This window comes from Streptomyces triticirhizae, from assembly GCF_003696235.1.
Taxonomy (GTDB): domain Bacteria; phylum Actinomycetota; class Actinomycetes; order Streptomycetales; family Streptomycetaceae; genus Streptomyces; species Streptomyces triticirhizae.
On sequence record NZ_RFFJ01000153.1, the window covers coordinates 1 to 15,063 of the forward strand.

14 protein-coding genes are annotated in these 15,063 nt (G+C 74.8%); 4 read left to right on the forward strand and 10 right to left on the reverse strand.

Going from position 1 to position 15,063, the window contains the following annotated elements; translation table 11 throughout:
* Nucleotides 1–79: 79 nt before the first annotated feature.
* Nucleotides 80–2,344, reverse strand: coding sequence for an MMPL family transporter (locus EBN88_RS22195; protein WP_233580846.1), 2,265 nt, complete (start codon nt 2,342–2,344; stop codon nt 80–82).
* Nucleotides 2,345–2,605: 261 nt separating this feature from the next.
* On the opposite strand from EBN88_RS22195, the gene EBN88_RS22200 reads away from it, so the two are divergent.
* Nucleotides 2,606–3,424 (forward strand): AfsR/SARP family transcriptional regulator, encoded by an 819-nt coding sequence (locus EBN88_RS22200; protein WP_122185679.1) that lies wholly within the window; start codon nt 2,606–2,608, stop codon nt 3,422–3,424.
* Here EBN88_RS22200 and EBN88_RS22205 read toward each other — a convergent pair.
* Nucleotides 3,382–4,638: a geranylgeranyl reductase family protein gene (locus EBN88_RS22205; protein WP_122185680.1), complete on the reverse strand. Its 1,257-nt coding sequence runs from the start codon at nt 4,636–4,638 to the stop codon at nt 3,382–3,384. The genes EBN88_RS22200 and EBN88_RS22205 overlap by 43 nt on opposite strands.
* Nucleotides 4,639–4,863: 225 nt before the next feature.
* Here EBN88_RS22205 and EBN88_RS22210 point away from each other — a divergent pair, with 225 nt between their 5' ends.
* Nucleotides 4,864–6,240: a dipeptidase gene (locus tag EBN88_RS22210; protein WP_122185681.1), complete on the forward strand. Its 1,377-nt coding sequence runs from the start codon at nt 4,864–4,866 to the stop codon at nt 6,238–6,240.
* A gap of 56 nt (nt 6,241–6,296) precedes the next feature.
* Here EBN88_RS22210 and EBN88_RS30260 read toward each other — a convergent pair whose 3' ends face one another.
* The 5 genes from EBN88_RS30260 to EBN88_RS22235 form a co-directional block, all read right to left on the reverse strand.
* The gene (locus EBN88_RS30260) at nt 6,297–6,851 is read right to left on the reverse strand and encodes a hypothetical protein (RefSeq protein ID WP_147472803.1); all 555 of its coding nucleotides are present in this window, start codon (nt 6,849–6,851) and stop codon (nt 6,297–6,299) included.
* Nucleotides 6,852–6,977: 126 nt separating this feature from the next.
* Nucleotides 6,978–7,670: a class F sortase gene (locus EBN88_RS22220; protein WP_325052777.1), complete on the reverse strand. Its 693-nt coding sequence runs from the start codon at nt 7,668–7,670 to the stop codon at nt 6,978–6,980.
* Between the two features lie 125 nt (nt 7,671–7,795).
* Nucleotides 7,796–8,818, reverse strand: coding sequence for an NUDIX hydrolase (locus EBN88_RS22225; protein ID WP_122185683.1), 1,023 nt, complete (start codon nt 8,816–8,818; stop codon nt 7,796–7,798).
* A 26-nt stretch (nt 8,819–8,844) separates the two neighbouring features.
* Nucleotides 8,845–9,810 carry an ROK family protein gene (locus EBN88_RS22230; protein ID WP_122185684.1) on the reverse strand — a complete coding sequence of 322 codons (966 nt, stop codon included), beginning with the start codon at nt 9,808–9,810 and terminating at the stop codon, nt 8,845–8,847.
* A gap of 43 nt (nt 9,811–9,853) precedes the next feature.
* The gene (locus tag EBN88_RS22235) at nt 9,854–11,143 is read right to left on the reverse strand and encodes a DUF6986 family protein (protein ID WP_122185685.1); all 1,290 of its coding nucleotides are present in this window, start codon (nt 11,141–11,143) and stop codon (nt 9,854–9,856) included.
* Nucleotides 11,144–11,341: 198 nt separating this feature from the next.
* On the opposite strand from EBN88_RS22235, the gene EBN88_RS22240 reads away from it, so the two are divergent.
* Nucleotides 11,342–11,554 (forward strand): hypothetical protein, encoded by a 213-nt coding sequence (locus tag EBN88_RS22240; protein ID WP_122185686.1) that lies wholly within the window; start codon nt 11,342–11,344, stop codon nt 11,552–11,554.
* A gap of 182 nt (nt 11,555–11,736) precedes the next feature.
* On the opposite strand, the gene EBN88_RS22250 is transcribed toward EBN88_RS22240, so the two are convergent.
* From EBN88_RS22250 to EBN88_RS22260, 3 genes are all read right to left on the reverse strand, one after another.
* Nucleotides 11,737–12,699: an electron transfer flavoprotein subunit alpha/FixB family protein gene (locus EBN88_RS22250; protein WP_122185687.1), complete on the reverse strand. Its 963-nt coding sequence runs from the start codon at nt 12,697–12,699 to the stop codon at nt 11,737–11,739.
* 76 nt (nt 12,700–12,775) lie between these two features.
* Nucleotides 12,776–13,570, reverse strand: coding sequence for an electron transfer flavoprotein subunit beta/FixA family protein (locus EBN88_RS22255; protein WP_122185688.1), 795 nt, complete (start codon nt 13,568–13,570; stop codon nt 12,776–12,778).
* Nucleotides 13,571–13,744: 174 nt separating this feature from the next.
* Nucleotides 13,745–14,086 (reverse strand): TlpA family protein disulfide reductase, encoded by a 342-nt coding sequence (locus EBN88_RS22260; RefSeq protein ID WP_122185689.1) that lies wholly within the window; start codon nt 14,084–14,086, stop codon nt 13,745–13,747.
* A gap of 233 nt (nt 14,087–14,319) precedes the next feature.
* Between EBN88_RS22260 and EBN88_RS22265 the strand changes: the two genes are divergently transcribed.
* Nucleotides 14,320–15,036: a lysophospholipid acyltransferase family protein gene (locus EBN88_RS22265; protein ID WP_122185690.1), complete on the forward strand. Its 717-nt coding sequence runs from the start codon at nt 14,320–14,322 to the stop codon at nt 15,034–15,036.
* The last annotated feature ends 27 nt before the right edge of the window (nt 15,037–15,063 follow it).

The following is a 15,063-nucleotide window of genomic DNA, read 5'->3' on the forward strand; positions in this document are numbered from 1 at the left end:
CACGGCGGCCGCCGCGCGGTCGGTGCGGTCGCGGGCGAGGTCATGCCGGCACCGTAGCGGCCGGCGGCCCGCCCCGGCGTCAGCCGGCCGGCGGCCGCGCCCCTACTCCCGCCGTGGTAGGCGCCTCCCGCGGTGGGGCCGGGGCCGGTGGCGGCTCCTCGCTGAGGCCGAAGCGGTCGTGGAAGCGGCGCAGCGGGGGCGGGGCCCACCAGTTGGCGCCGCCCGCCAGCCGCATGAACGCCGGCAGCAGCACGGTGCGGATGAGGGTGGCGTCGGCCAGGATCACCAGGGCGGTGCCGATGCCGAGTTCCTTGAGGAAGACGACGCCGCTGGTGGCGTAGGTGGCGAAGGTGACGACGAGGATGCCGGCGGCGGCCGTGATGAGCGGTGCGGTGCGGCGGACACCGGCGACGACGGCGGCGTGGGTGTCGCCGGTGCGGCGGTGTTCCTCGGCGATGCGGGAGAGGAGGAAGACCTCGTAGTCCATGGACAGGCCGTAGGTGACGCAGAACATCAGCATGGGGATGCTGGGTTCGATGGAGCCGGTGGGGGTGAAGCCGAGGACGCCGGAGAGGTTGCCGTCCTGGAAGATCCACACCAGGGCGCCGAACATCACGCCGAGGCTGAGCAGGTTGAGAAGGGTCGCCTTGACGGGCAGCAGGACGCTGCCGGTGAGGAGGAAGAGCACCACGGCGGTGGCGACCAGGACGAGGGCGGCCAGCAGCGGCACCCGGGAGAGCAGCACGGAGCGGAAGTCGCTGGTCTCGGCCGGGTAGCCGCCGACCTCGGTCGGCACGGGCGCGGGAACGTCGCGCAGGTCGGCGACGAGCCCGGGCACGTCGCCGGCCATGGCCGTCTGGGTGGGCACCACGGTCAGCAGGACGGAGCCGTCCGGTCCGGTCAGGTCGGCGGCGGCCGTTCCCGGCGGCTCGGCCAACTGTCCGTCGCGGTGGGTGCCGGCGGGCGAGACGACGTGGAACACCCCGGGGTGGCGGGAGAGTTCGGCGGCGTAGCGGGCGGTCTGGTCGGCGTCGGGGCGGTCGCCAGGTGCGGTGACGACGAAGAGGGTGTCGGTGGGTTCGGCGGTGAAGTGTTCGGCGGTCTCCTCGGCGACGACGCGGCTGGAGGTGCCCTCCGGCAGGGTGCGTTGGTCGGGCAGCCCGAAGCGGAGCCCGAGGACCGGGGAGGCGGCGAGCAGCAGCACGGCGAGCGCGGCCAGGCCGGTGACCAGCGGCCGGCGTAGCACGAACCGGGCGGCGCCCTCCCACCAGCGGGCGGCGCGTTGGCCGCCGGCCGGCGCCTCGAAGCGGTGGCCGAAGCGGGCGAGGGCCGCCGGCAGGATCAGCGTGGCACCGGCGACGGAGGCGAGCACCACCAGCACGCCGGCGTAGGCGAAGGAGCTGAGGAAGAAGAACGGGAAGACCAGCAGGGCGGCCAGGGAGATGGCGACGGTGACGCCGCTGAAGATCACGGTCCGGCCGGCGACGGCGACCGCGCGGGTGACGGCGGCCTCGTTGGGCAGCCCGGCGGCGCGTTCCTCGCGGTAGCGGTTGATGACGAACAGGCAGTAGTCGATGCCGAGTCCGAGCCCGAGGACGAGGGCGAGGTTGGCGGCGAAGGTGGAGACGGGCGTGACCTGGGCGATCAGCCGCAGCCCGGCGAGGGTCGCCAGCACGCTGAACAGTCCGATGCCGACGGTGACCAGGGCGGCGACGGTGCGCCGGTAGACCAGCGCCAGCAGCAGGGTGACGGTGGGCAGCACGATCAGTTCGGCGGTCAGGAAGTCGGCCGTCGCCTGCTCGCCGACCTGCCGTGAGACCTCCTCCTGCCCGCCGACGGCGACGCTGATCAGGTCGTTCTCCTGGGTCAACCGCGGCGAGAGGTCGGCGAGTTCGGCGCGGGTCTCGGTGGCGTCGCCCTCCAGGCGGGCGAGGATCAGGGCGCGGCTGCCGTCGTCGGCGCGCAGCGCGGCGTCGCGGTCCGTCCAGTAGGCGGTGACGTCGGTGACCATCGGGTGCTCGGCGAGTTCGTCGGCGACGCGTTGGCCGGCGGCGGCGGTCTCGGGCTGGTCGACGTCGCCGCCGTGGGCGGTGACCAGCAGCGCGAGGTTGGGGTTGCCGGTGCCATAGCGCTCGCGCAGCACCTCCTGGACGCGGACGGACTCGGTGCCGGGGGCGTCCCAGCGGGCGAGTTGGAGGGCGCCGGGGGCGCCCGCCCCGAACAGCCCGAGCAGCGGCAGCAGCGCGGCGGCGACCAGCAGGATCGTGCCGGGCCAGCGCACGGCGAGGCGGCCGAGGCGGTTCAGGGGGCCAGCTCCGGCGGGAGCGTGTCGCGGTGCCTTCACGGGGTCGTACCTTCCTGGAGGGTGAGCTGCCGCCACGGTGCCGCGCGCCGCTGACCAGGCACTGACCGGTCGCTGGAACGTCCGCTGGAAGAGTCACTGGAAGGCTCGCTGGAAGAACCCCGCACAGGCCCACCGACGGGTCGGGCCGGGCCGTCGGGAGGGACGGGTAGGACGTTCCCTCGGGGGCGTGGGGGAAACGGACCGGGCGCGGGTGGTGCGCGCGGCCCGGGGTGTGTGGCGGGGGCGGGTTACGCTCGTTGCATGGCGGAGGCTGTGCGTGGGGAACTGCTGGGGCCGATCCGGGTGTTGCGCGGCGGTCGTGAGCTGCCGTTGGGGCCGCCCCGGCAGCGGGCGGTGCTGGCCGTGCTGTTGCTGCGGGAGGGCCGGCCGATCACGTTCGACGCGCTGGTGGACGCGGTGTGGGGCGAGGACGTGCCCGGCGGGGTGCGCAACCTGGTGCAGAAGTACGTGTCCGGGATTCGGCGCGCGTTGGGCGAGGACGTCGGCCCCCGCTGGACCGGCAGCGGCTATGTGCTGACCGGGGTGGCGATCGACGATCTGGCGGAGCGGCGGGCGCTGCTGGCGCGGGCGGTGGCCGCCAGGAACGCGGGGGACCCGGACCACGCCGAGGAGTTGGCGGCCCGGGCCGAGGCGCTGTGGCGCGGGGAGTTCGCCGAGGGGCTCGACGGGCCGCTGCTGGCGGCCGAGCGCCGGCGGTGGGCGGAGAAGCGGCTGCTGGTGCTGGAGGCGCGGCTGGAGAGCCTGGTGGAGCGCGGCCGTTACCACGAGTGCGTGCACGAGCTGATGCGGCAGGTCGCGGTGCATCCGTTGCGGGAGCGGCTGGTGTGGCTGCTGATGCTGGCGCTGTACCGGAGCGGCCGGTCGGCCGACGCGCTGGTGACATACGAGGAGACGCGGCGGCGGATGGCGCGCGAGTTGGGCTGCGATCCGGGGCCGGAGCTACGCGAGCTGCACCAGCGGATGCTGCGCCAGGACCCCTCTCTCTCGGCGGAGTTGACCCCGGGCCGGGATGCGGGTCACTCCCCCGGCCTGCTCCCGGGCTCCGCGCTGGCCTCCTGAGCGCCGGCGCCGGCGCGTCGGTCCAGGGCGCTGAGCGCGCGGCGGGCCATGGGGTGGGTGCGGACGAGGCCGGCGAGCGTGGTGGAGCCCCGGGTGATCTGGGTGAACGCGGCCCAGGCGGGGCGGAAGCCGACGAGGGTGGTGTGCAGCAGCCTGGGTCGCTGGGAGAACGCGGTCAGCATCCGGCGGCCGACGCCCATCTCCACGCCGAGCCCGGACTTGATGGCGAAGGTGTAGTTGAGCGCCTGGCGGCGGGCGTCCACGGCGTCGAGGGCCTCGGCGATGCGTACGGCCCACTGGCCGGCGAGCCGCCCGGAGCGCAGCGCGAAGGAGATGCCCTCCCTGGTCCAGGGCTCCAGCAGGCCGGCGGCGTCCCCGCAGACCAGGACGCGGCCCCGGGAGAGCGGGGAGTCGTCCGTGCGGCAGCGGGTCAGATGGCCGGAGGAGACGCTGGGTTCGAACCCGGACAGGCCGAGCCGGCCGATGAACTGCTCCAGGTACCGCTTGGTGGCGGCGCCCTCGCCCCGGGCGGAGATGACGCCGACGGTCAGCACCTCGCCCTTGGGGAAGACCCAGCCGTAGGAGCCGGGCAGCGGGCCCCAGTCGATCAGGACGCGGCCGCGCCAGTCGCCGGCCACCTCGGGCGGGACCGGGATCTCCGCCTCCAGGCCGAGGTCGACCTGGTCGAGGCGGACGCCGACGTGGGCTCCTATCCGGCTGGCGCTGCCGTCGGCGCCGACGACGGCGCGGGCCAGCACGATCTCGCCGTCGGCCAGCACGACGGCGACGGTGCGCCGGTCGGGGACGGCCGGGCCGTGCTGCTCGACGCGGGAGACGGTGACGCCGGTGCGCAGCTCGGCGCCGGCCTTGACGGCGGCCTGCGCCAGCCGCTCGTCGAACTCGGGGCGGTTGACCAGCCCGAACAGCATCCGCTTGGAGCGGCGGGTGCGGGCGAGCCGGCCGTTGAGCGAGAAGGTGACGGCGTGCACCCGGTCCCGCAGCGGCAGTTCGAAGCCGGGCGGCAGCGCGTCGCGGCTGGGACCGATGATGCCGCCGCCGCAGGTCTTGTAGCGGGGCAGTTCGGCCTTCTCTAGCAGCAGCACCCGGCGGCCGGCCTCGGCGGCGGCGCGGGCGGCGGATGATCCGCCGGGCCCGGCACCGACCACGACGACGTCCCAGACGGTCCGGTCCTCGGCTTCGTTGTCGCTGCTCACGATGTGCCCGTGCTCCCCGATACGGTTCTGTTGCCTGGCCGCTGAGCATCCTAGTGCGGCGGCACCGGGGATGGTCTGCGGGTTTACGGCCGCGTCGGGGCGTTGTCAGTCCCCTGTGACATCATCGGCCGCACCGATGTTCGGACACGGTGTACCGGGTGCCGTGCGCCGACGCCGCACGAGGGTCGTTCCGGGCGCCGGTCGCGCCCGTTCAAGGAGAGTTCCATGCCGTACAGTCCGCAGCACGCCGCCGTCGCCGCCTCGGTCGCCGCCGCCCTGCCGGGGGCCAGGGACGAGCTGGCCGAGCTGGTCGCGTTCCGATCGGTGGCCGATCCACGGCAGTTCCCGGTCGAGGAGTGCCGGGCGGCGGCGCGGTGGATCGCGGACGCGCTGCGGGCGGAGGGCTTTCCCGAGGTGCGGGTGGTTGCGACGCCGGACGGCACGGAGTCCGTCTACGGGGAGTTGCCGGGGCCGCGGGGCGCGCCAACGGTGTTGCTGTACGCGCACTATGACGTGCAGCCGCCGTTGGACGAGGCGGCGTGGTCCTCGCCGCCGTTCGAGCTGACCGAGCGGGACGGCCGCTGGTACGGGCGGGGCGCGGCGGACTGCAAGGGCGGCGTGCTGATGCACCTGTTGGCGCTGCGCGCGCTGCGGGCCAACGGCGGGGTTCCCGTCGGGGTCAAGGTGATCGTCGAGGGCTCGGAGGAGCAGGGCACCGGCGGCCTGGAGCGGTACGCGCGGGATCATCCGGAGCTGCTGGCGGCCGATGTGATCGTGATCGGCGACACGGGGAACGTCCGGGCCGGGCAGCCGACGGTGACGGCCAGTCTGCGGGGGATGGCCACGTTGGACGTCACGGTGGAGACCCTCGCGGGGAATCTCCACTCGGGCGCGTTCGGCGGGGTGGCGCCCGACGCGCTGGCGGCGCTGGTGCGGATGCTGGACTCGCTGTTCGACGCCGACGGCGCGCTCGCCGTGGACGGGCTGGAGGCGGGCGGGAGTTGGGCCGGCACGGAGTATCCGGAGGAGGCGTTCCGGGCGGACGCCGGGGTGTTGGACGGGGTGGGGCTGATCGGCTCGGGCTCGGTCGCCGACCGGCTGTGGGCCAGGCCGTCGTTGACGGTGATGGGCATCGACTGCCCGCCGGTGGTGGGCGCGACGCCCTCGGTGCAGGCGCGTGCGCGGGCGGCGCTCGGCCTGCGGGTGCCACCGGGGATGGCGCCGGGCGCGGCCAGCGCGCTGGTGGAGGCGCATCTGCGGGCCAGGGCGCCGTGGGGGGCGCGGGTCTCGGTCGAACGGACGGGCGAGGGGCAGCCGTTCCGGGCGGATGTCACCAGCCCCGCGTACGCGGCGATGGCCTCGGCGATGCGGGACGCCTACGGCGGCGCGGAGATGGCGGTGGTGGGGCAGGGCGGTTCGATCCCGCTGACGGCGACGCTGGGGGCGCTGTATCCGAAGGCGGAGGTGGTGATGATCGGGCTGAGCGACGCGGCGGCGCGCATCCACGCGGTGGACGAGAGCGTCTCGCCGGAGGAGTTGGAGCGGATGTCGGTGGCCGAGGCGCTGTTCCTGGCGCGGTACGCGGCGTCGGTCGCCGGCTGAACGGGCCGGGCGGGCCGCCTCGCTGAACGTGCCGGGCCGGGCGGGCGCGGCCGGTGTCAGTGGCGGGAGGCGCGGCGTCGCACCAGCATCGCGCCGCCGGCGACGGAGGCGATGGTGAGGCCGGCGCCGGCCAGCACCATGGGCGCGATGCCGGACTGGGTGCCGCCAACGCCCGCCTGTGCGCCGAGACTTGGCTTGGCCGTGGAGGTGGAGGTGGTGGTCGGCGTCGCGGTGGGCGTGGGGGTGGTGGCCGGGGAGATGGCCAGCCGGGCGGCGGCCGTCTGGGGGCCGCAGGAGAAGATCACGTCGTACTGGGCGCCTCGGCGGGCGTCGGTGTCCACGGTGGTGCGGGCGCTCTGGAGTTCGCCGGGGACGCCGAGCACGACGCGGTCGAAGACGGGGGACTCGGCGGTCGCCTCGTACTCGGTGCAGCCGGTGACGGTGAGGTCCACGGCGCCGCCGGGGCGGACCGTTCCCGGGGAGACGCTGTAGCCGAAGTCCACGATCTGCGCGGGCGCCGGGTCGTCGACGGCCAGGGCGGCCGGGGCGGCGGCCAGGGTGACGGTGGCGCCGAGCCCGGCGGCGGCCAGCGCGGTCCGTAGTCTGCTCATCAGGGGACTCCTTTGTCGCGAATGCGCTGGATGGTGCGGTATCTCACCCCTTGCCTGACCTAATCACGCCGGAGGGGTGTCAACACCCCAGCGGGAGCGAACGGGTGAGCGGCGGGGCCGCCCGCGTCACCGGGCGCCGGTGAGCGTCGCGTAGACGACGACGTTTCCGCTGTAGCCCCCGGTGTCGGGCTCGAAGGCGCCGCCGCAGGTGATGACGCGCAGCTCGGGGCGGTCGGTGTCGCGGTAGACGCGCTCGGGGAGTTGGTCCTTCTCGTAGACGGCCGTCTCGTAGACGGTGAACGTCACCTCCAGGCCGTCCTCGCGGACCACGTCGATGGTGTCGCCGGGGTGCAGCTCGCCGAGGCCGTAGAAGACGGCGGGTCCTTCGGCGTTGTCGACGTGGCCGACGAGGACGGCGGTGCCGGCCGCGCCGGGCGAGGCGGCGTCGCGGAACCAGCCGGCGAGGTTGTCGACCTCCTGCGGCGGGGCGTCGACCCAGCCCTCGGGGTCGAGGCCGACGGAGGTGAGCGGGGCGTCGACGCCGATGGCGGGGATGGTGACCCAGGTCGGTTCGGCGTGGTCGAGCGGGTCGAGGGCGGCGCCGGTGGGCGGGGCGCTGGCGGCGCCGGTGGCGGCGGGTTGGGGCGGCCCCTCGGGGGCGTGGACGGCGCCGACCATCATGGTCAGCCCGAGCGCGACCGTGCCGGCCATCAGCCCGAAGGCGGCGCGGGTCCCCCAGCCCATGGGGTCCTCGATCGAGGGGTCGGGCCAGGGGTCGTGCGGGTGGCGCGGGTCGGGCTGATGCTCCGCGAGACGCATGGGGTCACCGCCCGTGGGAGTCCTCCCCCGTGTCGGGGCCGTCGTCACCACGCTAGGGCGGCGGCGCTGGGCGCGCGATTCCTGGCGGTGTGGGGGCCTTCGATTCGGCGGCGCCCCGGGGTGGGTCAGGCGCCGATCGGGTGACCGCGCTCCAGGTAGAGGGGGCGGCCCAGGGCGCGGGCGCGCAGCGCGGCGCGCAGCCGGCGGAACCGGCGGCCGTCCAGCAGCTGTTCGGCCTCGGCCTCGGTGACCAGGCGCCAGTCGCGGAGCTCGTCGTCGGGCAGCAGGAGCCGTTCCAGCCGTTCGGCGGACAGCACCCCGCCGTCGAAGAGCAGCCGGACGCCGCCGAAGCCACGGTGGCGGGGCGGTTCCCAGTCCACGACGAGGGGGCGGGGCTCGGCGTCCAGCGTCAGGCCGAGTTCCTCGACGACCTCGCGGGCGGCGGCGAGGGTGGGCGCCTCCCCGGTTTCGACGACGCCGCCGGGGAACTCCCAGCCGGGCTTGTAGGTGGGGTCGACGAGCAGCACCCGGCCGTGTTCGTCGAAGAAGAGGACGCCGGCGGCCAGGGTTTCGGCGCGGGGCGGCGCGGTCTGCACGATGGCGCAGGCGCCGTCGCCGCGTCGGACGCCCTCGGCGAGCGCCTCGGCGGTCTGCCGGGGCGTCAGCCGGGAGACGGACACCGGGTGGGCGTCGTCGGCGAGCCAGGAGAGGGCCGCGTCGTACTGGGCGAGACGGTCCAGGCAGCGGGCGCGGACCGCGTCGCCGTCGACGGCGGCCCGCTGGTCGATCCGCGCCCGCAGGAACGTTTCTTCGGTCTGGAGCAGGAAGTGCCGCACCGGGATGCGGCGGGCGGCCAGGCCGCCGAAGATCTCGTCCCGGTACGCCTGGCTCAGCAGGCTCATGGGCGTGATCAACGGCCCCGGCAGCTCGGAGAGCAACGCCGAGGCCGTGTCGACCACCAGGCTCCGCCAGGACGGCAGATCCTGGTAGTCGTCGACCTCGGCGAGGCGTTCCTTGGGCAGCATCCCGCGCAACTGGTCGCCGATGCGCTCCGGCTCGAACAGGGTGCTGCCCGGCAACAGATGGAGCAGTTCGTGTGCGGCCGTGGTCTTGCCGGCGCCAAACGCGCCGTTGAGCCAGATGATCACGAACCCCCTCCTTCGTCGCCCAGGTGTCAGTTGCCCGCTTCACCCCAGGGCAAAAACGTCCCGCTCTCCTGCCAGCTGACCGCCGCCGCGCCCACCAGGCCGGCGTCGGTGCCGAGTTGGGCCGGGACCACGTCGATGCCCTGGACGTAGGGCAGCGTCGCGTACTCGGCCAACGCCCGCCGCACCGGCGCGAAGAGCACCTCCCCCGCCTGGCTGACGCCGCCGCCGATCACCACCGTCTCCAGCTCGACCAGGGTGGCGGTGGCCGCGATGCCGGCGGCCAGGGCGCGGGCGGCGCGGTCGAACGCCTCCAGGGCGATCGGGTCGCCGCCGGCGGCGGCCACCGACACCCCGGCGGTCGTGGCGTCGCCGTCCGGGGCGGCCGGGCGCCAGCCGGCGGCCAGGGCGTACCGGGCGATGTTGGTGCCGCTGGCGATCCGCTCCACGCAGCCGCGTCCGCCGCAGGGGCAGCGGTCGCCGTTGAAGTCGACGCTGATGTGCCCGATGTGGCCGGCGTTGCCGGTGGGGCCTGCGTAGAGCCGGTTGTCCACGATCAGTCCGCCGCCGACGCCGGTGGAGACGACCATGCACAGCGCGTTGCGGCGGCCCGTGGCCGCGCCGCGCCAGTGCTCGCCGGCGGCGATGGCGGCGCCGTCGCCGACGAGGGTCACCGGCAGCTCACCGACGACCTTGCGCACGCCCTCGACGAGGGGAAAGTCCCGCCAGTTGGGGATGTTGACGGGGCTGACGGTGCCGAGCCTGGCGTCCAGGGGGCCGGCGCTGCCGATGCCCAGGGCGCGCACCCGGGACCAGTCGTCGGTCTCGGTGAGATGGGTGACCACATCGGTCACGGCTCGCAGCACGTCGGCGGCCGACTCCCTAGCCGGGGTCGGGCGTTGCGTGCGGTGGAGCAGTTCCCCTTCGCCGGTGACCAGGGCACCGGCGATTTTGGTGCCGCCGATGTCAACGGCGGCGACAAGATCAGTGGTCATGAGCGGAAAGCCTGGTCGGTGGGAGCACGGTTGTCCAATCCGATCATCGGGCGTCGGGGGTGGGCCGGGGCGCGGCGTAGTGCGTCAGCCGTTCCGTGGCCAGCCCGGTGCGCCCGGTCACCTCCTGCTCGGTGAACGCGCCGCAGCGCAGCCCCCGCAGCAGAAATCCGGCCAACGCACGGGCCGTTGCCGGCTCGTCGAGGATCGCGCCCGTTGTGCCGGCGGCGTAGTCGGCCAGTCGGCCGGCGGCGTCCGGCAGGCCGGCGCGGTAGAAGGCGTAGACGGCGGCGTACCGGGTGGGCAGGTGGCCGGGGTGGGTGTCCCAGCCCTGGTAGTAGCCCCGGGCCAGGGCGCGGGTGACGAGCCGGTGGTGGGTGCGCCAGGCGGCGTGGACCTGTTCGGTCGGGCCGACGGGCAGCACCTGGGTGGAGCCGTCGGAGAGCCGCACCCCGGTGCCGGCGGCGGCCAGCTGCATCACGGCCTTGGCGTGGTCGGCGGCCGGGTGGTCGGGCGCCTGGTGGGCGGCGCTGATGCCGAGGGCGGCGCTGTAGTCGAACGTGCCGTAGTGCAGCCCCTCGACGCGTCCCTCGCCGTGGTCGATGAGGCGGGCGACGGTGGCCAGCCCGTCGGGGCCGAGCACGGCCTGGGGCGTCTCGATCTGGATCTCGAACCGCAGCCGGCGCTCGGGCAGGCCGAGGGCGTCCTCCAGGGCGGTCAACAGGCGGGCCATGGCGGCGGCCTGTCGGGGGTGGCTGACCTTGGGAAGGGTCAGCCGGAGACCAGCGGGCAGCGGGCCGTGGGCCAGCAGGGCGGTGAGGAAGATGTCGAGGGTGCGCAGGGCGCGGTCCCGGACGGGCGCCTCCAGGGACTGGCAGCGAATGCCGACGAACGGCGTGCCCCGGCCCTCGGCGTGGGCGGTGGCGACATGCCGGGCGGCCTCGGCGGCGACGGCGTCCTCCTCGGCGTCGGGGCGCGGGGCGAAACCGTCCTCGAAGTCGAGGCGCAGGTCCTCGACCGGCTCGTGGGCGAGCTTGGCGCGCACCCGGTTCAGCAGGTCGTCGGCCGCGCCGGGCGGTTGGTCGAGGGCGGCGGCGAACGCGGCGGCGTCGGGGGCGTGTTGGTCGAGGAGGTCCAGGGCCGCGCGGCCCCAGTCGGCGGGGGTGGTGGCGGTGTGGCGGTCGGCGGGGACGTAGACGGTGTGCACGGGCTGGCGGGTGCCGGCGTCGCCCGGGTAGCGGCGGGCGAGTTCGGCGTCGACGTCGGCCAGGGTCGCGCCCAGCTCGGCGTGGACGGCGGGCGGCAGGCTGCGGGCGGCCTCGTCGCGGTGGGTCATGTGGGCCCCTCTCGGGTCGGTCGGGGGTCGGGCGCGATCCGACGCAACACGGGGCGTTCGGCGTCACATGACGTTCATCGGCCGACGACGGATCGCCATGGAGGGTTGATCACCGGGCAAAGGTGCCGTAAACGCCGTCTCGGAGGCTGGTGGTCGGCGGAGGAGATCCGCCATGACCTCGGAGCTGAGGAGACCATCATGGAGTACCACCACCTGCTGGCCGCGTTGGTGATAGGTCAGTGGAACGAGGACAACGGCAGCGGTCCGCCGCCGGCCGTCCCGGAGTGGGAGGCCGACATGCGTCGCGCGGCTCGCCGCGCCACGCCGGCGCCCGAGCCGGTGCGGACCGGGGCCGCCGGCTGGCGACTGCGACGAAGGCGGGTGTCGGCGACGCCGGCGACCGTCACCTGACGGTGTGGTGGGGGGGGGGGGCGGGGCGCCCCCCCCACCCACCCACCCACCCAAGGCCCCGCCCGGGGGGGGCCCCCGCCCCCCCCCCCCCCCCCCGCGGGGGGGGGGGGGGGCCCCCCCCCCCCCCCCCCCCCCCCCCACGACCACGACCGAAGGACCCGGACCGTGAAGGCCCGCGAGGCTCAGCCCTTGCGGGCCTTCACCTCGTCGGTGAGGGCGGGGACCACGTCGAAGAGGTCCCCGACGACGCCGTAGTCGACCAGCTCGAAGATCGGGGCCTCGGCGTCCTTGTTGATCGCCACGATGGTCTTCGAGGTCTGCATCCCGGCCCGGTGCTGGATGGCGCCGGAGATGCCGGCGGCGACGTACAGCTGCGGCGAGACCGTCTTGCCGGTCTGGCCGACCTGGTGGGAGTGCGGGTACCAGCCGGCGTCGACCGCCGCGCGGGAGGCGCCGACGGCGCCGCCCAGGGAGTCGGCCAGGGCCTCGATGACCGCGAAGTTCTCCGCGCCGTTGACGCCGCGCCCGCCGGAGACCACGATCGCGGCCTCGGTCAGCTCGGGGCGGCCGGTGGACTCGCGCGGGGTGCGGGAGACGACCCGGGTGCCGGTGGCCAGCGGGCCGAAGGAGACGGACAGCTCCTCGACCGCGCCGGCGGCCGGGGCCGGCTCGGGGGCCACCGCGTTGGGCTTGACGGTGATCACCGGGGTGCCCTGGGTGACGCGGGAGGTGGTGGTGTAGGCGGCGGCGAAGACCGACTGGCTGACCACCGGACCCTCGTCGCCGGCGGTGACGTCCACGGCGTCGGTCAGCAGGCCGGCGTCCAGGCGGAGCGCGAGGCGGGCGGCGATCTCCTTGCCCTCGGGCGAGGAGGGCACCAGCACGGCGGCCGGGGAGACGGCGGCGACGGCGGCCTGGAGGGCGTCGACCTTCGGCGCCACCAGGTAGTCGGCGAACTCGGGCGCGTCCAGGGCCAGGACGCGGGTGGCGCCGTGCTCGCCGAGCACGGCGGCGGCGGCCTCGGCGCCGGGGCCCAGGTGGACGGCGACGGGGTCGCCGAGGCGGCGGGCGAGGGTCAGCAGCTCCAGGGTGGGCTTCCGGACGGTGCCGTCGACATGGTCGACGTGGACGAGGACTTCAGCCATGGGAACGTTTCTCCAGCGGGATGCGAACAGCGGCGGTCGGAAGGGGCGGTCGCCTGGGGCGTCGCCCGGCGGCGCGTCAGACGAACTTGCGCTCGGCGAGGAAGGCGGCCAGCTTCTTGGCGCCGTCGCCCTCGTCGGTGACGATCTCGCCGGCGGTGCGCGCCGGGCGCGGGGTGGCCGACTCGACCCTCGTGCGGGAGCCGGCCAGGCCGACCTGCTCGGCCTCGATCTCCAGGTCCTCCAGGTCGAGGCTCTCCACCGGCTTCTTCTTGGCCGCCATGATCCCCTTGAACGAGGGGTAACGGGCCTCCCCCGACTGGTCGGTGACCGAGACGACGGCGGGCAGCGCCGCCTGGAGCCGCTCGGTGGCGGCGTCCCCGTCGCGGCGGCCGGTGACCTTGCCCTCGGCGACGGACAGCTCGGACAGCAGCGTCACCTGCGGCACCTGGAGCCGCTCGGCGAGCAGCGCCGGCAGCACGCCCATGGCGCCGTCGGTCGAGGCCATGCCGCAGACGACCAGGTCGTAGCCGACGTGCTCGACGGCCTTGGCCAGCACCAGCGACGTGCCGAAGACGTCGCTGCCGAGGATGTCCTCGTCCTCGACGTGGACGGCCTTGTCGGCGCCCATCGACAGCGCCTTGCGCAGCGCGTCGTTGGCGTCCTCGGGGCCGACGGTCACGACGGTGACCTCGGCGTCGTCCCCGTCCTCGACGTTCTCGGCGATCCGCAGGGCCTGCTCGACGGCGTACTCGTCCAGCTCCGACAGCAGGCCGTCCACGGCGTCCCGGTCGGTGGTCAGGTCCTCGGTGAAGCCGCGGTCGCCCGTCGCGTCGGGTACGTACTTCACACAGACAACGATCTTCAAGCTCACGCCGGCTCTCCTACAGCTAGTCGGTCCGCAACGGGCACTGGCAAGATCAACCCGGTAGTTACTCGCCAGTACACTAGAGGGTATCCCCCTCGGGCAAGCATGTCGCACTGTGACATGGCCAACGCGCCGGCCCCTCGACCCCGTTGTGGTTCCCGGAGCCCCGCGCGGCCGCCGTCAGTCCCCGATCGCCGCGCCCAGCGCCGCGATCACGTCCACGCGTCGAGGCTGCCCCACCGCCCGCCGCACCACGCCTCCCGTCGCGTCGAGCACCAGGGTGGTGGGGGTGGCGGTGACGCCCAGGGCGCGCACCAGGTCGAGGCGCGACTCGGCGTCGATCTCCAGGTGGGTCACGCCGGGGACCACCGCGGCCACGTCGGCCAGCACGGCGCGGGTGGCCCGGCAGGGCTGGCAGAACGCGGTGGAGAACTGGACCAGGGTGGCCCGCTCCCCCAGCGCGTCGGCGCCGAGCGTCGCCGCGTCCAACCGGTCGGGCGCCGGCCGGTGTTCGTCGTTCATGGAACTCCCCGCTCTCCGAGGGCTTCGCGGCCCCCGTCGGGGACAGCCCGCCGGGACGGGATTTTCTTCCCGCCCGTCCCGGACCCAACTCCCCGGCGGGCGTTGCCGGATCGGCGGCCGATACGTGTCGGCCGGGGTGGCGTGGGGTGGCGAATCCCCCGGCTTTCGGGCACGATCGGGCGTCCCCGGAAGTTACGGTGGCGTAGGTTGCCACTCCGAAAGAGGTTCCCCAGATGCCTGAGTTCGTGTACCCGCCGGTGATCGCCACCGCACGGACCATGTTCAAGGTGCTCGACCTGCGCTTTGACATCGTGGGCGAGGAGCACGTGCCCAGGCAGGGGGGCGCGGTGCTGGCCAGCAACCACATCGGGTATCTCGACTTCGTCTTCGCCGGGTTCGCCGCCAGGCCGGCGAAGCGGCTGGTGCGCTTCATGGCCAAGGAGTCGGTCTTCCGGCACCGGGTGTCGGGCCCGTTGATGCGCGCGATGAAGCACATCCCGGTCGACCGGGTGCGGGGGGACCAGGCGTTCGCGCCGGCCCTGGACGCGCTGCGCTCCGGGGAGATCGTGGGCGTCTTCCCCGAGGCGACGATCTCGCCGTCGTTCACGCTGCGGAAGTTCAAGTCGGGCGCGGCCCGGATGGCGCAGGAGGCGGCGGTGCCGCTGCTGCCGGTGGCGCTGTGGGGGACGCAGCGGCTGTGGACCAAGGGGCGCAAGCGGGAGCTGCGGCGCAACCACATCCCGATCAGCATCAGGATCGGCGCCCCGCTGACCGCCGAGCCCGGGGAGTCGGCGGCCGGCCTCACGGAGCGGCTGCGGGAGCGGGTCCAGGAGCTGCTGGAGACGGCGCAGAGTTCGTATCCGGACAAGCCGGAGAAGCCGGAGGACGCCTGGTGGCTGCCGGCGCACCTGGGCGGCACGGCCCCGCCGCCGGCCGCCGGGCTGGCCTGAGGCGCCGGGCCGGCCGGAGGCGCGGGC